Source organism: Candidatus Nitrosopumilus sp., assembly GCF_965262695.1.
Taxonomy (GTDB): domain Archaea; phylum Thermoproteota; class Nitrososphaeria; order Nitrososphaerales; family Nitrosopumilaceae; genus Nitrosopumilus.
The window spans coordinates 1,468,418-1,492,896 of the sequence record NZ_OZ253550.1; the positions used below are offsets into that span (position 1 = coordinate 1,468,418).

Sequence of the window (24,479 nt, forward strand, 5' to 3'; positions counted from 1 at the left end):
ACCCGTGCGCCACACTTTCACTAAATAAAATTAATTTCTGAAATTTCTTGATGTATTGCACTGATTGCTTTTCTAATGTTATCTTTTGCATCTTCTACAACAATAATTATTCTTGAAGTTTCTTCTTGTGCATCCATATTCAAAATGTTTAGTCCTGCTTCACCAATCTTTGCACTTGTTCTGGATGCAACTTGCTGAACTCTCCACATTTCATCTCCAATCAATGTGATGACTCCTCTGTTGTATGTTATTGTTGCAAGAGAATCAAACCCTAGCAAATATTTTTCATTTCTCTTTACATAATCTCCATCTAAGAATAATATTCTTGAAAACTCGATTCCATCTTTTGTGAATGGAGATAAAATAATAAATTCACTGTAACGTTTGTCCTTCTCTAATGATGTCAATAATTTTTGTATCGATGTTGTTTCTATTCTGAAAATTGCACAATTTTCTTTCCCTGTAACAATCTTGATTGGATGTCCTTTTTGCTCATCTAATATTCTCTTTATTGTGGTAACTTTATCTGGATTTTTCATATTTGTGACGGTAATTGGCATATCAACACCATTTTCAACAATTTCCTTGATTGCAATTGGATCTAAAATCTTCATTCCAAACATCCCTGCAAGTCTTGCTTCATTGTATGATAATTGATGAACTTCCCTTAATCCTGATTCTATTATTTTTGGATCAGCTGAAACTACTGCACTATCTTTCTCAAAATCAATGCTGGTTTCATATTTTTTATGAAATAAAATCCCTATATCTGCAGCGGTACGATCAGAACCTCCACGCTCATATGTAGTTGTGATGCTGTCTACTGTTTTCCCAATGAATCCTCCTATGGTAACAACCTCGTTTTGTTCAACCAACTCTACAGTTTTATCCATTTTTGAACGAGATTCTGATGTAAGGAAGTTTGTTGATTCTATGTTGTTATCTGTGATTATAGGCCAATCTTCAAAATCAACAGTTTCTGTTTTGATTTTATTGCTTCGTAGAATGTAATTCATTACATGTGACATCAATATCTCTCCTGAGAATGCTAGTGCTCGTGAACGTACCTCGTCAACAAATTCTTTGTTCTCAAATGCCTCATCTAGTGCTTTTTTAGCCTTTTCGAGATTTTGCTCAATCACATTTTTGCAATTTTCTTCATTTTCAGAGTCTACTAATCCTAAAATTTTTTCGTATGTTGATTTGATAGTATCTAATGATGGCGAAACACCATTCTCTGCATTTCTTCCTTGTTCTAACATTACATCTGTGAGTGAGCGTTTTTTTCCATTATCCATTGTCAACGGAGCTGAAAAAACTGCAATAACTTTGGAGTCTTTTTTTAAATTAGTAATTCTTTGAATTATTTCTGGAATGGATGTCCCATCTGGACCTATAGCACTACCTCCAAATTTTGCTACTACTAATTTTGCCATGGTACTCTAACAAAAATCAATAGTTATCTATTAAGCTTTGAATAATTTTGGCAGCTTTTTTTGCACCTTCTGTATTGATTTGGTTTCTCTTTTCTTCTAATTTTGACATGATTAACTTTTCAAGCCTTTCTATATCTTCAAAAACAAACCCTTGTTCTTTTGCATTATCTTCTTGTTCAAAATGACCTTTGATTGGAATGAATATTGCAGGTGTACCATATGCGCTAGCTTCGTCTATTGTTGATTTTCCTGCAAGTGAAATCAAAACATCAGCTGCATAAATTATCTCATGTAAATTTTCTACAAATCCTAAATTCTTCACATTATCATATTTTTTATGAACTGATGGTCCTGATACTAGTATAACTTCAAGGTCTTGATTGATTTTTGAAATAGCGTCCAATGCTTTATCTATCAAAAATAAACCTGCATCAGTTCCTCCAATTGAAATAACAATAGTTTTTTTACCAAATGAAAATTTTTCTCGCAATTTTTCTCTAGTATAATCTGTTTGTCGTACTATTGGTCCTACTCTTTGAATGTTATTCTCTGAATCCCCGATTTCAGGTAGTATCACAACTTCACATTTTTTTATAATTTCAAGCATTGATCTGTTCATCTTTTTTTCAATAAATGAAGCCAGACCTTTTGTAAAATGTGTCTCTAAAATATCAGTAATCAAAATAGTTGGAATTTTCATCTCTTGTGCTGCTGTTAATGATGCAAAATCTTCATCACTAATCACCGCTTTGGGGTTGTCTTTTTGTAAAATTTTTTGTGAGATCTTTTTACAATCTTTATAATATTGATAGTACTTCCAGAGCCATTTTGTAGAACTTTTCAGTGTTCCATTTTCGACAATAAATGAAGGTGGACTATATGCATCATTTACTTGAATCTCTAATTTTTTTAGAATTTTTGCAGCTCCACTACCTGTAACAAAATTCGTTGTAATATCATGGAAATTATTTTTAATTGCAATATCTCTTGTTACGTGACCTAATCCTATTGGACTGGAAAAAAAATTTACAAAAACCACAAAATTGCTATTTTCTTATCAAATTTTTAGATTCTGACCTTTCTCAAAGTTTAAATGGTTTTTAACTACGTTGGTTTCTGGGCTCATAGTCCAGGTCGGTTATGACGTCGCCCTTACACGGCGAAGATCCGGGGTTCAAATCCCCGTGGGCCCATATGAACTTCTTAAATTGCTATTTTTGGTCCATACTTTATGGATTAAAACCCCAGAATTACTAGATATCATTTTTGAAAACTGTTTTCCGTGTTTGATTTCTTTTGTGGAAATAGGATTCACTGTTAATATGGAAGTATTTTTGGAAATGCTTTATGGATCTTAATCGAATTCTAGTCCCCCTTGATGGTTCAAAAAAATCATTTGAAGCCCTTGATAGAGCAATTACTCTTGCAGGATTTACACATGGACATGTAACCTGTATCCATGTAATTCCACATGTTTCTGAAGGTGGTCCTAGGACAAAGACTTTTGATAAACAGCTTCAGGAAGACGGAAAAATACTTTTGAAAAAAGCTGAAAAACGTGTAGGAAATAAAAACGTGAAATTTGCCACAAAACTACTCAGAGGCTCACCTGGTCATGTTACTTTACATACTGCAAGATCAGGTAAATTCGATCATATAGTTATGAGTACTACAGGTTCTGGAACTGCAAAAAAAGATATGATTGGAAGTGTGTCAAATCATGTTCTTCAAAAATCTAAAATCCCTGTATATCTGATAAAATGACTTTAAGAAAATTTACAATATATTTGAAAATAAAAGAGGATTAGAACATGACTCAACTACGATCCATAATGAAAACGCCAATTACAATTCAAAAGGATGTTTCGCTATCACATGCAATATCTAAACTATTGCAGGAAAATATTAGCAGACTAGTCATAAAAGAGAATGAAAATTATGGCATCATAACTGAAAAAGACATTGGATTGTTCTTGCTAAACGATGATTCAGAAAAAAACCTTGATGAAATCCCTGTATCTCAAATAATGAATAGAATCACATCTGTTAATGATGCTATGGATATTGAAACCTGCATTGAAATTATGCTTGAAAGAGGAATTGGTTCTTTATCTGTAACTCAAGGTGATGAATGTATTGTAGGAATTATTACAAAAACTGATATCGCTCAATACTATGCTCAAAACTGTGCTGGTAAACACTCTGTTGGTGATCTTATGACCATCTCATACCTCTCTATGCAATCTGATGATACTCTAAAAGATGTTGTCTCAAAAATGATTGAAGAGAAAATATCTAGAATTTTTCTAAAGAACAAAAACAATGAACCTGAAGGCATTCTTACATTTCGTGACTTGTTTCATGTTGCATTAGAGCAAGGAAATTCTGATTCTGTTTTGGATAATTCTGATGATTCCATTTCTATAGTATTTTCAAGAAAAGGATTTCTCTCTGATTCTGGATTTGGACAAACAATCAAAGCTAAAGATGTAATGACTAAAACCTTTGAATCTGTAGATTTTGAAGAAGATCTTACTGTGGCTTGTGAAGAGATGATTCAAAATAGAATAAATGGTATTGGTGTCTTAATCAATGAAAAACTAGGTGGGGTTGTCAGCAAAACTGATGTTCTAAAAGCTATCTATGTTGATAATCATTCAAAATAATCTAGTCTGAATCCATTTTTCCACTTTCAATGTCTATCATGTGAACATTTGGTGTTACAATTATTTTTCCTCTTGATGCATTCTCTTGTATAATCTTGATTGCTTCATCTTTTTTCCCCTCATCAACAAACAATTCCATTACATATTTTTCAGTAAATTGAGGTGTAAAAATCATTGAACCTTTTCCTGCGTGAATCTCTGGCGGTGGTTTTTTCCCTCTGCCTCTTTTCTTCATAACTGTCAATCCTCCAACATCTAGTGCTTTTAGGCCCTCACTTATTGCCATGACGTCATTATTTGGAAGATAAACATCTATTCGAATCACAAGAAATGTATGTTAAATTCAGTTATAACTTTCAGATTCTATTTTCAAGTATGAAAATTGCTTTCATGCCTATCTACCTCTAAATTTATCCACAAATGGTCGTTAATCTTCGCAAACCCATTCTCTCAAAATCTTATTAATGATAATTAGTATCTATATGTGGTCATTTTGGCAAAAAGAAGAATTCGAACTGGTAGAGGTACAAGAATAATCGAAGTAGATGACAAAGATTCAACTTGGGCAGGAAATGATTTTAAAAAACTTCAAGAAGCAAGAAAAAAAGCATCTGCAGACAAGTATATCACAGTAGGTCGTGGAACTGGTAAGATTAAGTTTGGTGATATAGGAAGCACTCCAACAAAATCCACAAAAGGATTATGGGTCAGTTCAGGACGCGGTACTGGAAAAAGAAAGCTCTGATAGTCGATACCAAACAATCAATGAATGTACATTCCCTAGTTAGATTTGGCGATAATTTTAAAACAAAAAATTAATTAAAAAAATTTAGATTGTCAGTTATTTGAAAGAACGTACCTTTCTGACAACTTTGTTATGATCTAGAGATGCAGTTGTAGTGATATACAGAATATGGTTTTTTCCCGCAGGAATTACTATTCTCTTGACTTTGTCATATTCTGCAACAACATATTTGCATGGCCCTAGAGTTCTCATCAGTTTTTTTCGTTGTTTCCAATCTTTTGCAGCAGCCTTTAATGATGCCATACTTTGTTTCTTTGACACCAAAAGATTTACCTTCTTAGAACGTGCTGAGAACAGTAAGTTACCTCTAAGATCACAGACACTTACTACTCTTACAGAAGGACTGACTTTCAAAATTTTTTCAACAGCGTCCTGAATTTCCATAATTGTTAGAAATCATTCTAGATGATAAGATTTTCTAAAACTCTAAAATATTGATTTTGAACATCTTTTAAAAAATGTGCCTGATTTGATTTTTTACTTTAATAATTCCTATTTTATAGATCAGTATTGGATTATGAAAAATTCTGCTCTCAAATTTTAGATGCTGATCCCAAAATTCGATTTGCTACAGTATATGATGAATGGGCAGTTCGTGTAGGTGGCGGTATGAGAGAAGGAGTAAAAAACTTACTTTCAGACCATGCAGAAAAAGAACTGGTAAATCTATCCATATTGGATTGGAAGGCACGCAAAGATATGTCAAAATGGCTTGGAAAAACTATCTACACTCTTGGTGAATATGATAAGGTTAAGCGATTCTCATTTTACCTTGGTGATGATCATCTGCTTCTTGTAAGTTCTGAAAAAGATCATGATACTAATACTGTAGTTGATGAAGTCATTCGACTATATTATGAAAATCAAGATGAAAAATAATTTATCCTATTTTACAACAACTTTTACTTTGTAATCCTCTTGCAATCCAATAAATAGAAAAAATCAATACTCCTACTGACACAAATTTCAATTCTAATCCTTGCATTGGAAATAATGACAGTCCTCCAATTGCCCCTAAAATTACCGCAAGTGGTGCAGTACATGCAGGACATCCTGGAGTAAATGCAGCAAATGCTCCACCTAAAACTGTTGAAGAATTTGTTTTTACTGAATTCATCATCTTCATTCTTTTCATCTTAAATGCCATCATTGCAAAATTGATACCAGCTAATGCTGATATTACAACTGTTAATGTAATTGACGTTACAATGTATGTTGGAGATAACTCTACTGCTACATCAAAATGAGATGGAAGCATTGACATTGTTAGAAAATAATAGATAATTCCTAATCCTGTACCGCTAATTATTGCAATTGTGGCATATCTTTTCATGCCTAATACATTCTGAATTAATTGTAATTTGCTTACCAAACAAGATAGTTTGCGATTCATCGTATTTTAACTATATTTCAATAATCAAAGATTTTTAGCCTTAAACTACTTGGAATCATCATGCCAGAATTTTCTTCTGAAGAAAAAATAATCTTAATTCAATATGGAATCAAAAAATATGAGGATGAAGCCACTTTGCTTGAAAAATTAAAAAGTATACTTTCTGAAAAAGATATTCAGAGAAATATAGATACTCTGATTGGAACCCAAAGAGTCAGACGTATAGGTCCTGAAATTCTTCAAAATAATGAAAGCCATACAGAATTACCAGAGTTACCCGACAATCTTAAACCTGTAATTGATAATTTGTAAGTAAAAATCTTAAATTAAGCTCTGGGGAATTTTTGATATGAATCGAATCATTTTATTTTCTAGTATTTTTGTTATGGTCATATTTTTGTCATTGTCTGTAGATTCAGCTTTTGCACATCCTCATTCTGGTCAAATAATGGTTAATGATCATACACATGTATCCCAAATAGAAATCATTCCATTTAATGGGATGATGGGACTTGAAAAATCAACACTTGTATTTCATGCGTCTGAAGATAATGATTTGCCATGGGGATTTGTAGAAGGAAAAATTGCAAATCATGTTGAAGGATACCCTGTCATAATTCAGATTTTTCAAAATAACAATGCTGTTCACTTTGCTCAAACCACTGTGAACGAAGATGGTACATATGAATACAAATTCAGAGTTTTACATTCTGAAAATGGTGATACAAAAAAAATCTTTGATGGGGACTATTCTGTAAATATCTTCAAAGTGGTCTATTTGAATCAAGAAAATTTTATCTAGAATCCTCTTAATCCTTGAGGGCGCATAATTTCTGGATGTTGTTTCATCCATTCTATCTTATCTAACATCTCTTGTTTGTCTTGAGGGAATGTGCCTTTGATTGTATATGCATTTGAGCCATGATTTGCTCTAAAAACAATCTCATCTTTAGTATCAATTTGTTCAATTAAACTTTGTAACTCTTCTAATGATTCATCATCATTAATTCTTACAAATTCTCCTTGATACTTTTCAAGAAATTCTTGTTTGATTCCATTTTCTAAATAAAGAGTTAATGCCCCTACATAATTTGGTGAACAAGCACTAATTACTTCAGCAGTTCCTTTGATGTGTTCTTTTGAATATTTTCTACCACCCAAACCTAAAATCACCATACATGACATAACATAACCTGCATCTTTTGCTTTGTTAACTGATTTAATGATGGTTTTCCCAATTGCCCCTTTTGTTACTTTTTTTAGAACAATGTCTGAACCACTTTCAATTCCTAAATAAAACATGTCAAGACCTGCTTCGTTCATCTTCTTTAATTCTTCAGAAGTTTTCTTTAGAATATTCATGGGCATTGCATAACAAGAAATTCTTTCAATCTTTGCAAATTTCTCTCTAATGTATTTTACAATTTTTATCATGTATTCAGAGTCAAGATTTAATGCGTCTCCGTCTGCAAGAAAAACTCTTCTAGTATCTGGCAAATATTTTGCCATCATATCAATTTCTGATTTTACTTCATCCCATGGTCTTTCAGAGTATTCTTTTGATCTGTACATATCACAAAATGAACATTCGTTAAATGAACAACCTAATGTAACTTGAAAAATTAATGACCTTGCTTCTGAAGGTGGTCTGTACAGAGGTGCATCATAATTTAACATCATTTTTTATTTCAGCTATTTTTGGTCAATTATGTTTTTTATACTTTGGTTAACTTAACGCAAAATACCTTTTAGTGGTAGGCGAGAAGATTTTGCATTCATTATGGCAAATGATCCTGATGCAAAACGATTACTCTGGTTCATTTTTGCTGGTTCTCGAGGAGGACTAACTAGATTAAAAATTATTTCAAAATTAAAAGAAAATCCACTAAACACTAACCAATTGGCAAATGAATTAGGTCTTGATTACAAAGCAATTCAACATCACATTAAAGTTCTTGAGAAAAATAATTTGATTACAAAAACAGGTGAAAAATATGGCATTATGTTTTTCATTTCAACCTTTCTTGAAGTAAATATGGAGACATTTGATGAAATTGAGGAAAAATTGGATAAAAGTAAATAAAAGCTCAAGAGGTGTTTTTCTCTAAATGGAGCCCACATCTCTGATTTTGTCAATTGTCTCAATTATCAATATGGGAATATTGGGAATTTTGATTGCAATATTTGGAAATATGTATGGAAAAACAAGAGCTCAACTTCCACTTGGAATGATTGTTGTTGCAGCTATGTTGTTTTTGCATAATGTTGTTGGTGCAATGGCTTATTTCTCAATGGAACATCTCTTCTCCAATGAAATTTTCCCATACATGTTGGGAGTTGGCGTTGCTGAGTTAGTAGGATTGATAATATTCTTAAAAATTACTTTGGATTAATCTTAGTTTAATTGTAACAAAATCTGTCAAAACACATGTTACAAGAATATTTGAAACTTAACAAAAATATTCTAATTGCATTTGCTGCATCAATAACAATTTCTGCAGTTATAGCACAAATTTTAGCTGATCAAGCTGACTATCTAAACACAACTTATACTACTATTGCTGATTATGTGATTTATTTTTCTGTCTTTAGTGGCTTATTCTATCTTGATAACCGTAAAAAATATCGTCTGAAATCAGGAAAAACTGATACAAAGAGACTAAAACATGATCTAAAAAAATTAGTTACATCACTTGGAATTGGAGAAATTGTTTATACCATAGTTAGATGGGGATTACAATATTATTTCCTTGTTCTAAATTACGATCCATACTTGGCATCAATTGTCTCACAAGGATTGTCTACAATAGTTTACATGATAGTAGTAAATCTAAGTGTAAAGATAACGAGGTTGTATAAAGATGGGAATTAGTGTCTATGTTGATGGTTCAGGAGGTTCTAATGGTGGATATGGTTTTTTTGTAAAAGAAACAGGAGAATCATTTTACGAAAAAAAACCTGAAATTACTAATAATCAGGCTGAATATTTGGCAATAATTTCTGCACTAAACAAATTTGTTGATTCTAATGACGAAATCACAATTTACAGTGATTCAAAAAATACTGTAAACCAACTTAATCATGAATTTGCAATAAATAATGAAGTTCTTAGAGAACTTGCCCGAACAGCATGGAAGATAATTGGAAGATTTTCTAAACTATCAATTGTCTGGGTTCCCAGAAAAGAAAATTTAGCAGGAAAAATGCTGAGTAGCTAAAAACTAGAGATCAGTAATTCCCATGAATAACTTTATTATACAAAATCCTTAGATCCAACGTATCCATGACTGAATCTCCTATTTTATCACCAAAATCAATTGCAGTAATTGGTGCGTCTGATAAAAGAGGAAGTGTTGGTGCTACTATTACATCAAATATTATGAATGGTTTCCAAGGAACCGTTTACCCAATTAGTCCCTCAAGGGAAACTGTATTTTACAAAAAAGCATACAAGAGTGTTTTAGATGTTCCAAAATCAATTGACCTTGCAGTTATTGTTATCAAAAATACACTTGTTACTCCTGTTTTAGAAGAATGTGGAAAGAAGAAAATCAAAGGTGTCATTATCATTACAGCTGGTTTCAAAGAAGTAGACGAAGAAGGAGCAAAAAGAGAGCAACAAGTCATAGACATTGCAAAGAAATACAACATGCAAGTTGTTGGTCCAAATTGTCTTGGTGTGATGAATCTTGATCCAAAGACAATGATGAATTCTACCTTTCTCAAAGTTACACCAAAGTCTGGAAAAATTGCACTTGTATCACAAAGTGGAGCAATTTGTGCTGCACTAGTTGAAGATGCTAGTGCCCAAGGAATTGGATTTTCTGCTGTTGTCAGTCTTGGAAACAAAGCTGTAATGAGTGAAGTTGATGTTCTAAAAATTCTTGCAACTCACAAACAAACCAAAGTCATTGTAATGTACCTTGAAGACATGGGTGATGGCCAAGAATTCCTCAAAGTTTGTAAAAATATCACTAAAAAACTCAAAAAACCTGTTCTTGTTCTCAAATCTGGTCGTAGCCCTGAAGGTGCAAAAGCTGCAATGTCTCATACTGGAGCCTTAATGGGTTCAGATGAAATCTATGATGCGTTACTAAAACAATCTGGTGCAATCCGAGTTGATACTATGGAAGAGCTCTTTGATTATGCAACTGCATTCTCAAAACAACCACTTCCAACAGCAGGTGGTCTAGTTATTGTTTCAAATGCAGGTGGACCTGCAATCATTTCCACCGATGCATGTTCTAAAGCAGGAATTAGAATGGCTAAAATTGATAGCATTCGTCCAAAGATTGATGAAGTAATTCCACCTTGGGGAAGTTCTAGAAACCCTGTTGATATTGTTGGTGATGCTGATTTTAATAGATTCCACAATGTTTTGGACCGCGTTTTAAAACATCCAAAAGTAGGTTCCGTTATCTCAATGTGTACCCCCTCTGGAACTTTAGATTATGATAAACTAGCAGAAGTCATTGTTGCTATGTCAAAAAAATACAAGAAAACAATGCTCGCAAGCTTGATGGGACTTGATGAAGGAATTACCAATAGAGAAATTTTATCCAAAGGCGATGTACCTTATTACACATATGCTGAAGGGGCAATCAGAACTTTAGCTGCAATGATAAAGTTTGCAATTTGGGTAAATACCAAAGAAGGAAAAATTACTAAATTCAAAGTTAACAAAGCCAAAGCAAAGAAGATCTTTGACAAAGTTAAAAAAGAAAAAAGACCAAATCTTCTAGAAGAAGAGGGACAAGAAGTTCTCAAAGCATATGGTTTACCACTTCCACAAAGTGCACTTGCTAAAAATGAAGCAGAAGCAGTAAAGATTGCAAAGAAGATTGGTTATCCAGTTGTAATGAAGATTGCATCCCCACAAATTATTCACAAATCTGATGCAGGTGGTGTTAAAGTAAATCTGAAAAATGATTCTGAAATTAAAGTTGCATTCAAAACCATTGTCAAGAATGCTAAAAAATATGATAAAAAAGCCGAGATCAAAGGAGTTTTGGTTGTAGAGATGGTAAAAGGCGGTAAAGAATTGATTATTGGTTCCAAACTAGAACCTGGATTTGGTCCTGTCATCATGCTTGGTATGGGTGGAATTTATGTAGAGGTTCTCAAGGATGTAACATTCAAACTTGCTCCAGTAACTGATAAGGAAGCTGATGATATGATTGCATCAATTAAAACTCAAAAACTACTCCAAGGAGTCAGAGGTGAAAAACCATCAGATATTACAAAACTCTCTGAATGTATTCAGAGATTATCTCAGCTAGTTTCTGACTTTAAAGAGATCAAAGAATTAGACATGAACCCTGTCTTGGTTATGGAAAAAGGCAAAGGTTGTAGAATTCTAGATGTCAGAATAGGTCTCTGATCGCAGTTTATTCGTAAATTTTTACTCGTGCAAATTTAGAATATTTATACAACATGAAAATGATTATTGTTACATGGCTAATGTCCTAAAGACAATTAGAAGTGGTGATGATTATATCGAAAGTCTTAGAGGGCGCGATCTCAAGATTTACCTTTTTGGGGAATTAGTTAAAGAGCCTGTAGATCATCCAATGATTAGACCTTCAATTAATGCAGTTGCTGAAACTTATGACCTTGCATTACGTGAAGAAGCATTAGCTTCTGCTGATTCATCAATTACCGGACTAAAGGTAAATCGATTTTTACATATTGCAGAAAGTGCTGAAGACTTGGTTTTACAAAATAAGATGCAAAGAAAACTAGGCCAAAACACTGGAACATGTTTCCAAAGATGTGTTGGTATGGATGCAATGAACTCTTTACATTCTACTACTTTTGAGATTGATGAAAAACATGGAACTGACTATCATAAACGATTCTTAGAATTTGTTAAAATGGTACAACAAGAAAATCTTGTAATTGGAGGTGCTATGACTGATCCTAAAGGTGATAGAAGTAAAGGACCTTCAGAGCAAGATGATCCTGATCTATTCACCAGAATTGTTGATACTGATGAAAAAGGAGTTTATGTTTCTGGTGCTAAAGCACATCAAACTGGTTGCATAAACTCACACTGGATAATTTTAATGCCAACTATCAGACTAACAGAAGCTGATAAGGACTGGGCTATTGTAGGTGCAATTCCTGCAGATGCAAAAGGTGTTACTTACATTTATGGTAGACAATCATGCGATACCCGAAGTATGGAAGAGGGCGATATTGATGATGGTAATGCAAAGTTTGGTGGACAAGAAGCACTAATCATCTTAGATAGAGTGTTCATCCCATGGGATAAAATCTTCATGCATGGTGAATATGAATTCGCATCAATGCTTGTAGAACGTTTCACTTGTTATCATAGACGTAGTTATGTATGCAAAACAGGACTCGGTGATGTTCTAATTGGAGCAGCAGCCACAATTGCTGATTACAATGGCGTTCCAAAAGTCTCTCACATTAAAGATAAAATCATTGAGATGACTCATCTTAATGAAACCATATTTGCAGCTGGTATTGCATCTTCTCATCAAGGACAAAAGATGAAGTCAGGTGTATACCTTAATGATGATATGCTTGCACAGGTCTGTAAACATAATGTCACACGATTCCCATATGAAATAAGTAGACTTGCACAAGATATTGCAGGTGGATTGGTAGTTACCCTTCCTTCTGAAAAAGACTTTAGACATCCAGAAGCAGGTCCATTACTCAAAAAGTATCTTGCTGGTAGAAAAGGTGTTGATGTTGAAAATAGAATGAGAATTTTAAGATTAATTGAAAATATGACTTTGGGTAGAAATGCAGTTGGATATCTTACTGAATCAATGCATGGTGCAGGTTCTCCACAGGCTCAAAGAATCCAAATTCAAAGACAGATGCAAGTAGGATACAAAAAGAATCTGGCAAAGAATCTGGCAGGAATCACAAATGATATTGAAGAACCTGCAGAATCATCTGAATACTTTAAACGAGTTTTTAAAACAAAAGACTCTGTTCTTTAAAAAAATCGACTGTAACACTGCGATACAATTTATGTTTGAATTTTTTTAAAATTAAAAATAACTAATTAAATGATCCTACTCTTTTGAAACTTAACAATACTTAGGATCCTTTTTTAGTAATTTTCACGTAGTTATACTACCAAGCAAACAGGACGATCTTGTGTCTTTGAGCATAATGTGAACCTGTTTGCCTGAAATAAACAATCTATTCTTTCTTTTCTTCTTCAGATTTTTTACTAGATTCTATAGGCTCATCTGATTTAGTTTTAGTTGATTCATCGGTTCCTTCAACATTTTCCTCAACATTATCTAGTGCTGTAGGCTCAGAATATTCAGTATCTTCCTCAATCTTATCAATGTCTGATAACCCTTCAATTGTGTTAGGATTTTCTGAATCCATAGGATCTGTGAATGGTAATTCTTTTTCTTTTTTCCTTTTTGTGAATTGTTTGATGAACATTATTCCAATCACAATCACGATAATGATGTAGTTAATGGGTGGTTTTAGTAACTGTGTAATGTATCCTACTTGTGGAAGTGTATATGCCACTTTTCCAATATATTCTTCTTCAGTAATTGGAAAGTCTGTTCCAGGAATTGAAGCTGGATTTGCATCTCCTTTTGTTCTAATCGTTCTAGGATCTTCATCTAAGATAGACGCAACTCTATGCACAATCACTCTATTATGATCAGAAGGACGATCAAACACAATAATGTCTCCTACTTCAAGTTCTTCAAATGGTTCATGTCCTGAAACAATCAACACATCATAAACTTCTAAAACAGGAATCATACTTCCGCTTGCAACTACATAAAATGGATTTTGTGTTCCAAATGCAATTTGTAGGCCAATCCAAATTACTAAGACCCCAACTGCAACAATAACGATATCTTTGATAATTCCTTTTGAAATAGACTTTTTCCCCAATTACATACTCGCCTATAGTGCCCTTGATTAAATTTATTGGCTATTGAAGTGGTGTCCCGCACTCTTCACAGAATTTTGAACCTTCTTTATTTGAAAATCCACAGTTTGAACATTTTCCTGGAAGAGTACTTTCTTCTGGGTTTCCTAATAAGATGACTTCTCCAACTTTTTTGATATTTTTCCATGGGATACTGCCTTCAATTCCATCATTTTGAGTAATTACTAGAACCATTAATTGTGTTGAATCAATTCCAACTTGTTTTGCAATTCCAACTTTGTTAGCATTTTCATCATATACTGTTCTTCCTTCGATTGAACTTACTGATGTTGCAGGACCTGGTTGAGTAACTGTCTCTTGTACAGATTGCGTCTCAGGCTCTTCAACTGGTGGAGGAGTACTTTCTATTACTGGTTGTGGTGTTTCAACTGATGGTGCAACTTCTGTTTGTGGTTCTATTGGTTTTGCATTTCCAACATCTCCTGCTTCATCTTGTTTCTTAAATTCTCTATATTCAGCAATCGATGATTCGCATGTATTGCAAATGTATTGTCCTCTCTCTGCAAGAATTAAATTTTCTGCAACTTCTTCATTTGGGTTTTCAAATTCAATTTTTGGTGCTCCTTCAAATTCTTTTTCACAAGTATTGCAAAAATGTTTAGAAATTTTATCAGCATCTAATCTACCAATTGGTGCTAAAAACAGATCTGGACCTCCAAGATTTCCTTTCATCTGTTGTTCATCTGTTACACGGGCCATTACATAGCCTCCAGAACCTCTTAATTTTTTTATTCTAAGTTCCGAACTCATAACTGGGATTTACCAAAACGTCATTTAAGTATATATCAGAATTAATTTTCCACCCAAAAAATATGGTGTAATTCTGGTGAACGTTTTTAGGTATGAATAACAGATTATCAATACAATGGGAATAACACAGATTTCAGATGCAAAGTCTTGGGAAGTCGATGTGATAAACTCAGACATCCCTGTATTTGTAGACTTTTGGGCCGAATGGTGTGGTCCTTGTAGAATGGTAGGTCCAGTAGTTGAAGAACTGGCAAGTGACTATGATGGCAAAGTAAAATTTGTCAAGGTTAATGTTGATGAGGCTAATGAATTGGCATCAAAATACAATGTCTTTAGTATTCCAACCTTAATTCTCCTTAACAAAGGTGAAATAGTTAGCCAGCAAGTAGGTGCTGCTTCAAAAGAATCATACAAAAATATGATTGACAGAGCCCTAGCATAAATTCTCAAAAAACACGTTTTTCTTATTTTTTCATTTCATTTTGTAATCTAAAAATTCTCTATCTTTTGTTTATTTGAGAAAAATTTGATAAATGAATAAAAACACAACTCTGAGAGTAGTTTAGGGGCCGGTGGTTTAGGGGTATAATGCCTCGTTCGCAACGAGGATGTCGAGGGTTCGATTCCCTCCCGGTCCACTTTTCCAGAAACTATTATACATAAACACTGAATATCATCTTCATGGAAGTATTTGATGGTAAAAAAGCAGCACAAGAATACATGTCAAAACATACTTTGGCCTTTTCTACACCTGAATTAACTCTAATGAGATTTGCATTCTGGTTAGGTGATTCCGTTCCAGATCCAAACAATGATGGAAAAGGTATTCCAAGAATGATGACTTTTCTAACAGAACAAGACTTTGAACCTGTTTTGATTGATGACGAAAAGTATGAACCTTCTGGAGCAGTTAAGAGCTCTGGATTGACAGGAAATGCTTACACTGAACAAAAAACTGATGGAAAGTTTTGCTCAGAATGTGGTACTAGTCTTTCAGCAACAGCAAAGTTTTGTCCAGAATGTGGAACAACTCAAGAATAAACTAATTTTTAATTTCTAATTTTATGCTTTAGCTCCACACTTTGTGCAGAATTTTGCATTTGGTCTTAACTCTGCACCACATGATGAACATCCGTTTCCGTTATTTTGTGGTGCTGTTTGTCTTGGCATTAATGCGGGATCTGGTGATGGTAATGTACCAACATCATTGAATGCTTCTTGTGCAGATACAATTCCTGGTGGACCTCCTCCTACTGGGTTTTGTGCAGTTCCTGTTCTTGGTGGTGCACCTCCTGGCATTCCTCCTGCCATCATTCCTGGTTGCCCCATACCTGGCATCAAACCAGGTGATTGTGTACTTCCAGAACCTGAACCTATTGATTTTTTTAACTCAAAAATTACTTTGATTGCTAGAAATTCTAATGCAGAATATGCTACAGTATAATCTCCTAATTTTTGAAAGAACTCTTTATCGCTAATTTGACCTTTTTTGTACATGTTGTTAGTGTCCAGGAATGATTCATAGTATCCTTGTGACTCATCAAACAAACTTTGTAGTTTGTCAAAGAGCATGTTTAGTGTATCAACTTCACCAAATGACATACTCTGCTTCAATTTTTGGAATATTAATTACTTTAGGATCCAGACTTGACTAAGTTAACCCTTCAGAGAAAAAAGCAGTCTCCTTTACTATGGAGACTATGTAATTGTATTAACTAGTTTATGTGAGCTTTTGGGCCCCCAGCTAACACCGCGAGATGTCTCTGACTCAATGAATATCATACTATCCTGTCTTTGTTAAAAAATCAGAGTCAAAAAGAATCACTTTTTACTAAATCTTTTTTGGTAATTTCTTAATATTCTACTTTGTCTTTTGTAAATTAATCATAAGCAATCATTATTTTGCTATTCAATGCATCCCAGTGATCAAAAATATAGTGATAACTATAGTTAGTGTTATTTCAGTACTGCTATAGTGGTATCAACTGCACTGTAGAACTATTACTGATAAACACTTTGTTGAGAAAATAAATTCTTGACTATGATTATGTCATAACAGTCACTTTTTTTTCTGACATTCCTCCATACCCTGGATCAATCTTTTGTTTTGGATTAAGTGAGGTGTCGTGGTGACATGGTTTGTTACATACTGGACAAAATTTTCTGTCCATTACTATGCATTGACAGATGTGATTTTTTACATATGCTTGTGCTGCTTGATTCCATTCTCCCGTACCATTACAATACACACATACATTTGAACCGCTAGAACCAACTCCTTTGCAAAAGTCGCATACATCTTCTGTCATATCTATTATTGTAGTATGTGATTTTTGAATCAATATATTTGAAAAGATTGACTATCTCAACGCATAATAGACTGCAGGCAATAAAATTCTCAGATGACGTATGATGCTGTAATTGTTGATTCACACGTTATACTACCACAAGGAATGGTGGATAAAAATATCATAATTGATGAGGGAAAAATAATCGGTCTTACAAATGATCTTCCCGCTTGTGATACCAAAATTCATGGAAATGGATTGATTTCTGTTCCTGGTCCTATTGATACTCATGTTCACTATGGTGTTTATTCTCCAATAAACGAGGCAGCAAAAACTGAATCTCATGCTGCAGCAATTGGTGGTATTACAACTATGATGAGAATGCTTAGACTAGGAGATCCATTTTCCAGTTCACTACAAGCTCAGTTAGATGCTGCATCTCAAAACCATTATGTTGATTATGCAATACATGCATCCATCTTTACTCCCCAACAAATCAACGAAATGAATCTTTGTGTAGACAAAGGAATTACATCATTCAAAATTTACATGAATCTTGGAGGTGAAATTGGTCATGTTTACATGGATATGCCACCTAATTCTTCTAAACTTGTTGCAGCTAATGTTGATGTAACTGATGAAATTGTTGAACAGACAGTAAAAACTGCAGCTTCCCTTGGATGTCCTGTTTTGGTTCATGCCGAAGACTATGAATCATGTGGATGTGGAATACAAACTGCAAGAGAGAAAAAACAAGACGGATTGTCTGCATGGTCTGAGAGTCGTTCTCCTGAATTTGAAGCAAAAGCAATCAAAACAGTATCAAAGTTTGGACGTGATTATGATTGTGTTGTCTATTTTGTTCATATTGGTTCTGAACAAGCTCTCAAACAAATTCAAGAAGAAAGAAAACTTGGAACAAAAATTTTTGTGGAAACATGTCCTCATTACTTGACCTTATCTTATGAAAAACAAAATGGATATCTTGCTAAAGTGATGCCTCCAATAAGAACTGAAAATGATCAAAAGGCTGTATGGGATGCACTTTCTACTAATCAAATTGATACAATAGGTACAGACCATGTTGCAAATCAACTCAAACTAAAATTGGATGGTGATGATGTTTGGTCTGCATTAGCTGGATTTCCAGGAATTGGAACTGTTTTACCTATATTGCTTAATGATGGAGTAAATCAGAATAGAATTACATTGGAGCAATTTGTCCAATTTACAAGCCAAAATGCAGCCCAAATTTTTGGAATGTTCCCTCATAAGGGCACTCTTGAAAAAAATTCTGATGCTGATGTTACTATGATTGATCTGAAAAAAGAAAAAAAGGTCACATCTGAATTATTTGGTGGATTTTCTGATTACATAGTTTATGAGGGTAGAAATCTAAAAGGATGGCCTGTTAAAACAATTGTAAGAGGAGAACTAATAGCTGAAGACTTTGAAGTGATTGGAAAACTTGGACATGGTCAACTTGTAAAAAGAAACATCAGTAAAAATTCTTAGCAAATTTTTTAATTAGATGAATTTAATTGCACCATATCCAACTACTGATGATGTATCTCCCATAACATCTCCACTTGTAGTGTAACTTAGTAATTCTCCTTTAGATGCACCTAGATTTTTACATGCAATCATCACTGTTGCCATAGCTCCGTAACCACATGCAGTTACTCTTTTTTCCATTAAAACGCTATAGAATTTTTCAACATCCATTTCTAATATTGGCTCAATCAATGCTTTGTCTTGAGAATGTGCAAAAGAATTCTCTTCATAATGTGTAAAATCCGATGACGCAACAATTATTGTATTTCTTGATTTTGCAATTTGTGCTACTGCATTTCCCACATCTTTTGCCATTTCTAAGCTTTGATCACGTAAAATTATTGGAAGAATTTTGAATTTTTCAGAAAATATTGATTGCAACATTGGAATTTGAACTTCTAGACTGTGATCTTTTGAATGAGAAAACTCATCAATCTCTATGTATTTTGAATTATTTACTATCTCTCTTGCAGCCTCTGAATCCACCTCTGCCAATCCTAGTGGTGTTTCCCATTGAGCATCAACCATTGTAGCGACATCTTTTCCAACTCCAAAATGATTAGGTCCAAGAATGATTACTAGTTCAGGATTTTTGGACGAAATTGCCTTGTAAGAATGGCATGCTGTAGGGCCTGAATAAACATAGCCTGCATGAGGCGAAATGACCCCGTAAATTCGTTCATCATTTTGTATTTGATTACCCGGTCCAAATTTGTGCTGAATACAAGAATCAATCATTTCTTTAAGTTCATTTTTTGTTTCAGGGTAAAATTGTCCGGCAACAACTGGTTTTCTAATCATAGACTATCATCTACATTATTTTATAAAAGATCATTAGGTGATTCTCTAAGAATATTCCCATTGGGTTTTTCTTCTTTGAAAATCACTCCTTGAAATTTTGAAATCACTGTTGATTTTTCTTTCCATGCATCTTTGTTTAATCCTGCTTTCTGACATGTATGTTCTAAGAATTCTTTTTCATTCCATCCATATTCTGTAGGAACTTGAGGCAATAACAACCCTGAAGAAAAATCATTCTCTACAATCAATCCGTCTCTTCCTACTTTGATTTGTGATAAATACTCAGAATATCCTTTTACCATAATTTTCTCAGGAGGTGTCAGAACAGTTACTTCAAATGTTATTTTATCTAATTCATCAGTAGTAACTGGAGTAAACCTTGGATCTCTTATTGCAGCTGAAATTGCAGCATCAACCAATCCATCAGATAATTTCTTTACTGGGGTTGGATATCCAATACATCCTCTTAGATTATCTTCTTTGTTTAGCGTAACAAAAACTCCTGAACTAAAATTAAATCTTGAATCAAATTCTGAATCAGAAATTTTTGATTCATTTTTTACAAATTCAGTTACAACTTTTCTTGCCATCTTTACTAACTTTATTCCATCCACATCTGAAAATTGAAAATTTGTCATACGTGTTAAATACGTAAAATAAGCATAAAAAGCGTGACTACAATTCTTGGCAAAAAAGCTGAATTATATGAAAAACTCCCAAATGATAAAGTCAAGTGCACGGCCTGTGCACGATATTGCGAAATTGGCAAGGGTCAAATCGGTTTATGTGGAATTCGTGGAAATGAGAATGGAAAACTACAACTTTATGCCTATGGAAAAGTGATTTCTGGACATGTTGATCCAATTGAAAAAAAACCGTTGATTCATTATTATCCTGGAAGCAAAGTCTACTCTATTGCTACAACTGGCTGTAATTGGCTTTGCAAATATTGTCAAAATTCAGACATTAGTCAACGCCGTGAAGTTCATGGAATCGATATGACTCCTGATGAAGTTGTTAATACTGCAATTAATTATGGTGCTCATGGAATTGCATATACCTACAACGAACCATCAATCTTTATAGAATTTGCAAAAGATTGTGGAGTTGCTGCAAGAAAAAAAGGATTGTTTAATGTTTTTGTTTCAAATGGATATGATACACCTGAATCTGTTTCAATGATGAATCAATTCCTTGATGGAATAACTGTTGATTTCAAAGGAAGTGCAGAAAAAGAATTTACTCGAAAATTTATTGGTGTTCCAGATCCTCAACCCATATTTGATACTTTGTTAGAAATTAGAGATAAAACCAATATTCATGTTGAAATTACTGATTTGATTGTTCCAAAAGTTGGAGATGATTTGGAACATGCAAAAAAACTCTCAAACTTTATTCTGGATGAATTTGGGCCAGAAATGCCAATACATTTTCTGCGATTTCATCCTGATTATAAGATGATGGAATATCCAAGCACTCCTGTTGAAACATTAGAAAAACATTATCAAATTGCAAAAGAAGCTGGGTTAAAGTATGTGTATTTAGGAAATGTTCCTGGTCACAAGTGGGAACATACGTATTGCTCTGAATGCAATAATATCGTTGTAAATCGTTATGGATTCAGTATCCGAGAATGGAATCTTGAGAAAAACAATTGTTGCAAGTTTTGTGGAAATAAAATTCCAATACAAGGAAAATTACAAGAAGGATACAAAGAAGATCGTTTTCAATTCGTATCCTAATCACTTCATGGTTCTAAGCTGCCTCTCAGTATCTCTGATAAAATCCTCGTATTTCATAATTTGAGTAGTTATACGAAATGCGTTCATCTGGTCTTCATTATTTTTTGAGCCTAGGAATGGCTTTCTTAATTCCATTAGTTTTTGTTGTTCTTCTGTAGCCTTTAGGATGTCATTTCTTAGATCCTCACTTGTTGCCACGCATAACATACGTGATTTTCGGATTTAAGAATTTCATCTATAAAACATCAAATTTTCCGCCAGTTTTTGCCCTATAGATTACATCTGGTTTTCTAAGGAAGATGCCTGACTCTAAAACACCCGTAGTTCCTTTGATTTTCTGCGTTAATGATTTTGGATTTTTTATTGTACCAAAATCACAATCTAGTATAATATTCCCATTTTCTGTAAAAAATGGATAACCTCTATCAAGTGAACGTAATTGTGCTTTTCCTCCCAATTTTTTAATTGAATTTGTTACTGAATTTCTAGCAAGTGGATGAACCTCTACTGGAACAGTTCTTGTAAAGTTTTTCACAAATTTTGTCTTGTCTGCCATTACCACAACTTTTTTTGAAATACTAAACAAAATATTTTCTCTAAGCAGAGCTCCTCCACCACCTTTGATTACAAATTTTTGAGAATCAATTTGATCTGCCCCATCAAACACTACATCAATGTGATCTACTTGATCAGCTTCTACCAATGGAATTCCAACTTTTTCTGCAGTAAGTTTGATTTGTAATGATGTTGGAACTCCTTTGATGTTATATTTTTTTAATTTGATTAATTTCCCAAGTGATTTTACAAGTGCAGTAGCAGCTCTACCACTACCCAAACCGATAACATAATCATCTTTTACAAATTTCAATGCACTATTTGATAATGCCGTAATGGCATCATCGTAGGACAATTACTCTACCTCTGCTTGATCAAGCTTTGATAGAACTTTCATAATATCACCCTTGATTTTATCTAAATCATCAATGTCATCATCAACATCATTATCTGCTGATGTTGGTTCTGGTTTTTGGATTTCTGGTTCTGGAAGTGCTTTATGTTCTGTGATTTTAGCAACTTCTTTGTTGATGTCTGGTTTTGTCTCTAATTTGGGCTCAGGTTTTGTTGTAACTTCTTGAATAATCTCTATTTTATCTTCAACTTTTGGTTTTGGTTGAACAATTTCCTTTACAATCTCTTCTTTTGGTTTGATTAATTCTGTTTGAATTGTTTTTGGCTGCGGCATTGGCTTTGGACTTTGTTTTTCTTCTTTTTCAAATAATGGGAATTTTGGTTCTTTTCTTGAAATATTTGTTAACGTGGTTAATTCAAATGATTGTCGTGATTTTGTGGCAGGAATTGTTACTGGTTCTGTTTTTGTCTCTCTTGGTTTTTCAAAATTGAATGTATTCTTAAATGAATTTGCAGATTGTTTTGTTTCCTTTTTAATTTCTGGTTCCTTTACCTTTGGTGTTTTAACTTTTGCAGTTGTCATCTTTGATGATAATTCATACAATCTATCATCTAGTTTTGATAACTTTTGATCCATTAACGTAATCAAACCATCACCAACAGGACCCAAGTCTGGATGTTTACTTGCTTGTTCAAGTTTTTCTAATTTTGCTAAAACAATACCTAGTTGATGTTGATATTTTAATAGTAATTTGTCTTTTTGAATTTTTGAAAATTCTGAATCTGCTTGATATAATCTTGAAATTGTTTTTGTTAGAATGTCTTTTTCAATTTTTAATGAGTTAATCTGACTTTTGATATGTGAACTGGCACCAAGGCTTAGTAATTGATTTTTATCTCTTGGCATTTTTCTTACAGCAGCCGCTGTAGCTACACCGGCTAATGAACTAAGAATAAGGGCAATTTCTTGCATCTATGTATACCATTTAATCCAGGAATATTTTCTTCTTTTGGCCTCTGGGAATCCACAACTTGCACATTGGTGATGACGTTTGTGAAGTGAGTTCTTTCCACATCTTCTGCATCTGATGTGTACTTTCTTCTTTGTAAAACCACCCATAGAAGTTGTACCTTTTACCATTCCATATCACCTAATTTTGTGCTGGTGGAGGAGAAATCATAACTACATTGTCTCCTCTAACTACAATGGTTCCAAGGCCTTTTGAATCGCCTTCAGCAGGAATCTCCTCTGAAGAATCGAGTAGCAGGTTCATGTGTTGGTCAAAACCGAGTAAATTACCTCTAATGGTTTTGTTTCCTTTGAGTTTTATCAATACAACTTGATTGATACTCTCATCCAATACTTTTACTGCCATATCAACGGACATCTATTTCACTTATTGGCTTTGATATTGAGGGATTATATTAAAATTTCATTGGTGAAACTATGAGCTATGCCCAGTAAGGCAAGTTTGACACTTTTTTCCAAGATTTCTAACGATTTCAGCTAAAATCAACTTTCCATCTTTTTTTGTAGCTTTTGTAGGATCTCCCCAAACACCGTTTTTGGTAGCTTTTGGAAACGATTTATTTGCTAATTTGCCAAGTCTCTTAATTTCTTGTTTTGTCATTTTTTCTATAATGAGACCTTTTTTAGCTGATTTCATTTTGACATTTTTTGAAATTGCTAACATTAATGATGTTTCAACAAATCCTGCATGATCAAAATCTCTTTCCATGAAATGCCAGTAAGAAAATGGAAATACTTTGAGTTTGCTTTTTGAGATCTTTTTCAATTTAACATCAATATTTTTTATTGAATCTTGATTTCCATGATGCCCATTAATTATGAAAACAGTTTTGATGTTATTTTCTAAGAGTGAAAAACATATGTCAATCAAAACAGTTTGTAGGGTAGTTTTTTTGATACTCAAATTAAAAAATGGGGCATGTTCAAATGACACTCCGTAAGATAAAGTCGGAAGCAAGAGGTACCCTCTTTTTTCACAAATTTCTTTTGCTATTGCTGTTACAATGTCTGTATCCGTTGAGATAGGAAGATGTGGCCCATGTTGTTCTATTGAGCCTATTGGAATAACTGCAACTTGTTTTTTTCTTTTAATAGAACTTCTGAGACTAGGATCAAATTGTGTTTTTATTTCTACCATT

The 24,479-nt window shown here is 33.6% G+C and carries 34 protein-coding genes and 2 tRNA genes; 18 read left to right on the top strand and 18 right to left on the bottom strand.

The genetic code is table 11. The features are described from left to right. Positions 1-20 precede the first annotated feature (20 nt). Positions 21-1,436 carry an aspartate kinase gene (locus ACQY2P_RS08865; RefSeq protein WP_428326266.1) on the bottom strand — a complete coding sequence of 472 codons (1,416 nt, stop codon included), beginning with the start codon at positions 1,434-1,436 and terminating at the stop codon, positions 21-23. A 16-nt stretch (positions 1,437-1,452) separates the two neighbouring features. Further along, positions 1,453-2,475 (bottom strand): glycosyltransferase, encoded by a 1,023-nt coding sequence (locus ACQY2P_RS08870; protein ID WP_428326267.1) that lies wholly within the window; start codon positions 2,473-2,475, stop codon positions 1,453-1,455. A gap of 79 nt (positions 2,476-2,554) precedes the next feature. On the opposite strand from ACQY2P_RS08870, the gene ACQY2P_RS08875 reads away from it, so the two are divergent. From ACQY2P_RS08875 to ACQY2P_RS08885, 3 genes are all read left to right on the top strand, one after another. Continuing rightward, positions 2,555-2,629 (top strand) — tRNA-Val (locus ACQY2P_RS08875). Positions 2,630-2,783: 154 nt separating this feature from the next. Then, positions 2,784-3,200: a universal stress protein gene (locus ACQY2P_RS08880; RefSeq protein WP_428326268.1), complete on the top strand. Its 417-nt coding sequence runs from the start codon at positions 2,784-2,786 to the stop codon at positions 3,198-3,200. Positions 3,201-3,247: 47 nt separating this feature from the next. Beyond that, on the top strand, positions 3,248-4,102 hold the full coding sequence (locus ACQY2P_RS08885; RefSeq protein ID WP_428326269.1) for a CBS domain-containing protein: 855 nt from the start codon (positions 3,248-3,250) through the stop codon (positions 4,100-4,102). A gap of 1 nt (position 4,103) precedes the next feature. Here the strand turns inward: ACQY2P_RS08885 and ACQY2P_RS08890 are convergent, their stop codons facing one another. Next, the gene (locus ACQY2P_RS08890; RefSeq protein ID WP_428326270.1) at positions 4,104-4,427 is read right to left on the bottom strand and encodes a P-II family nitrogen regulator; all 324 of its coding nucleotides are present in this window, start codon (positions 4,425-4,427) and stop codon (positions 4,104-4,106) included. A gap of 159 nt (positions 4,428-4,586) precedes the next feature. On the opposite strand from ACQY2P_RS08890, the gene ACQY2P_RS08895 reads away from it, so the two are divergent. Then, complete coding sequence (locus ACQY2P_RS08895) at positions 4,587-4,847, top strand: hypothetical protein (protein WP_428326271.1); 261 nt, start codon at positions 4,587-4,589, stop codon at positions 4,845-4,847. Positions 4,848-4,943: 96 nt separating this feature from the next. On the opposite strand, the gene ACQY2P_RS08900 is transcribed toward ACQY2P_RS08895, so the two are convergent. Continuing rightward, the gene (locus tag ACQY2P_RS08900) at positions 4,944-5,291 is read right to left on the bottom strand and encodes a hypothetical protein (RefSeq protein WP_428326272.1); all 348 of its coding nucleotides are present in this window, start codon (positions 5,289-5,291) and stop codon (positions 4,944-4,946) included. Between the two features lie 126 nt (positions 5,292-5,417). Here ACQY2P_RS08900 and ACQY2P_RS08905 point away from each other — a divergent pair, with 126 nt between their 5' ends. Further along, entirely contained in the window at positions 5,418-5,786 is a 369-nt protein-coding gene (locus ACQY2P_RS08905) for a hypothetical protein (RefSeq protein ID WP_428326273.1), read from the top strand. Position 5,787: 1 nt separating this feature from the next. Here ACQY2P_RS08905 and ACQY2P_RS08910 read toward each other — a convergent pair whose 3' ends face one another. Continuing rightward, entirely contained in the window at positions 5,788-6,300 is a 513-nt protein-coding gene (locus ACQY2P_RS08910) for a hypothetical protein (protein ID WP_428326274.1), read from the bottom strand. Between the two features lie 60 nt (positions 6,301-6,360). On the opposite strand from ACQY2P_RS08910, the gene ACQY2P_RS08915 reads away from it, so the two are divergent. Further along, positions 6,361-6,612 carry a hypothetical protein gene (locus tag ACQY2P_RS08915; RefSeq protein ID WP_428326275.1) on the top strand — a complete coding sequence of 84 codons (252 nt, stop codon included), beginning with the start codon at positions 6,361-6,363 and terminating at the stop codon, positions 6,610-6,612. A 37-nt stretch (positions 6,613-6,649) separates the two neighbouring features. Then, a complete protein-coding gene (locus tag ACQY2P_RS08920; RefSeq protein ID WP_428326276.1) occupies positions 6,650-7,102 on the top strand; it encodes a hypothetical protein in 453 nt (150 codons plus the stop codon). Here ACQY2P_RS08920 and ACQY2P_RS08925 read toward each other — a convergent pair. Further along, positions 7,099-7,980 carry a radical SAM protein gene (locus ACQY2P_RS08925; protein ID WP_428326277.1) on the bottom strand — a complete coding sequence of 294 codons (882 nt, stop codon included), beginning with the start codon at positions 7,978-7,980 and terminating at the stop codon, positions 7,099-7,101. The two genes, ACQY2P_RS08920 and ACQY2P_RS08925, sit on opposite strands and share 4 nt — an antisense overlap. Before the next feature lie 100 nt (positions 7,981-8,080). On the opposite strand from ACQY2P_RS08925, the gene ACQY2P_RS08930 reads away from it, so the two are divergent. The 6 genes from ACQY2P_RS08930 (at position 8,081) to ACQY2P_RS08955 (ending at position 13,280) form a co-directional block, all read left to right on the top strand. Further along, positions 8,081-8,383, top strand: a complete 303-nt coding sequence (locus ACQY2P_RS08930; RefSeq protein WP_428326278.1) for an ArsR/SmtB family transcription factor — start codon at positions 8,081-8,083, stop codon at positions 8,381-8,383. A gap of 25 nt (positions 8,384-8,408) precedes the next feature. Further along, complete coding sequence (locus ACQY2P_RS08935; RefSeq protein WP_012214586.1) at positions 8,409-8,693, top strand: hypothetical protein; 285 nt, start codon at positions 8,409-8,411, stop codon at positions 8,691-8,693. A 35-nt stretch (positions 8,694-8,728) separates the two neighbouring features. Next, positions 8,729-9,172 carry a hypothetical protein gene (locus ACQY2P_RS08940; RefSeq protein ID WP_428326279.1) on the top strand — a complete coding sequence of 148 codons (444 nt, stop codon included), beginning with the start codon at positions 8,729-8,731 and terminating at the stop codon, positions 9,170-9,172. After that, positions 9,162-9,518: a reverse transcriptase-like protein gene (locus tag ACQY2P_RS08945; RefSeq protein WP_428326280.1), complete on the top strand. Its 357-nt coding sequence runs from the start codon at positions 9,162-9,164 to the stop codon at positions 9,516-9,518. The genes ACQY2P_RS08940 and ACQY2P_RS08945 overlap by 11 nt, the downstream gene beginning before the upstream one ends. Before the next feature lie 65 nt (positions 9,519-9,583). Beyond that, positions 9,584-11,680 carry a 4-hydroxybutyrate--CoA ligase gene (locus ACQY2P_RS08950; protein ID WP_428326281.1) on the top strand — a complete coding sequence of 699 codons (2,097 nt, stop codon included), beginning with the start codon at positions 9,584-9,586 and terminating at the stop codon, positions 11,678-11,680. A gap of 73 nt (positions 11,681-11,753) precedes the next feature. Further along, on the top strand, positions 11,754-13,280 hold the full coding sequence (locus tag ACQY2P_RS08955) for a 4-hydroxyphenylacetate 3-hydroxylase family protein (protein WP_428326282.1): 1,527 nt from the start codon (positions 11,754-11,756) through the stop codon (positions 13,278-13,280). A 205-nt stretch (positions 13,281-13,485) separates the two neighbouring features. Here ACQY2P_RS08955 and ACQY2P_RS08960 read toward each other — a convergent pair whose 3' ends face one another. Continuing rightward, positions 13,486-14,208, bottom strand: a complete 723-nt coding sequence (locus ACQY2P_RS08960; RefSeq protein WP_428326283.1) for a signal peptidase I — start codon at positions 14,206-14,208, stop codon at positions 13,486-13,488. A 40-nt stretch (positions 14,209-14,248) separates the two neighbouring features. Continuing rightward, positions 14,249-15,016 carry a zinc-ribbon domain-containing protein gene (locus tag ACQY2P_RS08965; protein WP_428326284.1) on the bottom strand — a complete coding sequence of 256 codons (768 nt, stop codon included), beginning with the start codon at positions 15,014-15,016 and terminating at the stop codon, positions 14,249-14,251. Positions 15,017-15,131: 115 nt separating this feature from the next. Between ACQY2P_RS08965 and trxA the strand changes: the two genes are divergently transcribed. The 3 genes from trxA (at position 15,132) to ACQY2P_RS08980 (ending at position 16,057) form a co-directional block, all read left to right on the top strand. Beyond that, complete coding sequence (gene trxA / locus ACQY2P_RS08970; RefSeq protein WP_048069783.1) at positions 15,132-15,458, top strand: thioredoxin; 327 nt, start codon at positions 15,132-15,134, stop codon at positions 15,456-15,458. A gap of 124 nt (positions 15,459-15,582) precedes the next feature. Then, a tRNA-Ala gene (locus ACQY2P_RS08975) sits at positions 15,583-15,654 on the top strand. Positions 15,655-15,697: 43 nt separating this feature from the next. Further along, positions 15,698-16,057 (top strand): zinc-ribbon domain-containing protein, encoded by a 360-nt coding sequence (locus ACQY2P_RS08980; RefSeq protein ID WP_428326285.1) that lies wholly within the window; start codon positions 15,698-15,700, stop codon positions 16,055-16,057. Between the two features lie 21 nt (positions 16,058-16,078). On the opposite strand, the gene ACQY2P_RS08985 is transcribed toward ACQY2P_RS08980, so the two are convergent. Then, positions 16,079-16,618 carry a zinc-ribbon domain-containing protein gene (locus ACQY2P_RS08985; RefSeq protein WP_428326286.1) on the bottom strand — a complete coding sequence of 180 codons (540 nt, stop codon included), beginning with the start codon at positions 16,616-16,618 and terminating at the stop codon, positions 16,079-16,081. 443 nt (positions 16,619-17,061) lie between these two features. Next, positions 17,062-17,325 (bottom strand): hypothetical protein, encoded by a 264-nt coding sequence (locus ACQY2P_RS08990; RefSeq protein ID WP_428326287.1) that lies wholly within the window; start codon positions 17,323-17,325, stop codon positions 17,062-17,064. Positions 17,326-17,418: 93 nt separating this feature from the next. On the opposite strand from ACQY2P_RS08990, the gene ACQY2P_RS08995 reads away from it, so the two are divergent. Beyond that, positions 17,419-18,819, top strand: coding sequence for a dihydroorotase (locus ACQY2P_RS08995; protein WP_428326288.1), 1,401 nt, complete (start codon positions 17,419-17,421; stop codon positions 18,817-18,819). A 12-nt stretch (positions 18,820-18,831) separates the two neighbouring features. Here ACQY2P_RS08995 and amrB read toward each other — a convergent pair whose 3' ends face one another. Together amrB and ACQY2P_RS09005 are read right to left on the bottom strand one after the other, a co-directional pair. Beyond that, positions 18,832-19,659, bottom strand: a complete 828-nt coding sequence (amrB, locus tag ACQY2P_RS09000; protein WP_428326289.1) for an AmmeMemoRadiSam system protein B — start codon at positions 19,657-19,659, stop codon at positions 18,832-18,834. A gap of 20 nt (positions 19,660-19,679) precedes the next feature. Continuing rightward, entirely contained in the window at positions 19,680-20,297 is a 618-nt protein-coding gene (locus ACQY2P_RS09005; protein ID WP_428326290.1) for a TIGR00296 family protein, read from the bottom strand. A gap of 33 nt (positions 20,298-20,330) precedes the next feature. Between ACQY2P_RS09005 and amrS the strand changes: the two genes are divergently transcribed. Continuing rightward, positions 20,331-21,401 carry an AmmeMemoRadiSam system radical SAM enzyme gene (gene amrS / locus ACQY2P_RS09010; RefSeq protein ID WP_428326291.1) on the top strand — a complete coding sequence of 357 codons (1,071 nt, stop codon included), beginning with the start codon at positions 20,331-20,333 and terminating at the stop codon, positions 21,399-21,401. Here amrS and ACQY2P_RS09015 read toward each other — a convergent pair whose 3' ends face one another. The 6 genes from ACQY2P_RS09015 to ACQY2P_RS09040 are packed head-to-tail and all read right to left on the bottom strand — an operon-like array spanning position 21,402 to position 24,478. Further along, positions 21,402-21,599 (bottom strand): hypothetical protein, encoded by a 198-nt coding sequence (locus tag ACQY2P_RS09015; protein WP_428326292.1) that lies wholly within the window; start codon positions 21,597-21,599, stop codon positions 21,402-21,404. Between the two features lie 37 nt (positions 21,600-21,636). Next, positions 21,637-22,311, bottom strand: coding sequence for a ribose-5-phosphate isomerase RpiA (rpiA, locus tag ACQY2P_RS09020; RefSeq protein ID WP_428326293.1), 675 nt, complete (start codon positions 22,309-22,311; stop codon positions 21,637-21,639). Then, a complete protein-coding gene (locus ACQY2P_RS09025; protein ID WP_428326294.1) occupies positions 22,312-23,283 on the bottom strand; it encodes a hypothetical protein in 972 nt (323 codons plus the stop codon). It lies immediately after the preceding gene. After that, entirely contained in the window at positions 23,284-23,451 is a 168-nt protein-coding gene (locus tag ACQY2P_RS09030; RefSeq protein WP_012214603.1) for a 50S ribosomal protein L37e, read from the bottom strand. A gap of 10 nt (positions 23,452-23,461) precedes the next feature. Further along, complete coding sequence (locus ACQY2P_RS09035) at positions 23,462-23,698, bottom strand: LSm family protein (RefSeq protein WP_014962496.1); 237 nt, start codon at positions 23,696-23,698, stop codon at positions 23,462-23,464. A 57-nt stretch (positions 23,699-23,755) separates the two neighbouring features. After that, the gene (locus ACQY2P_RS09040; RefSeq protein WP_428326295.1) at positions 23,756-24,478 is read right to left on the bottom strand and encodes a creatininase family protein; all 723 of its coding nucleotides are present in this window, start codon (positions 24,476-24,478) and stop codon (positions 23,756-23,758) included. Between the last annotated feature and the right edge of the window lies 1 nt (position 24,479).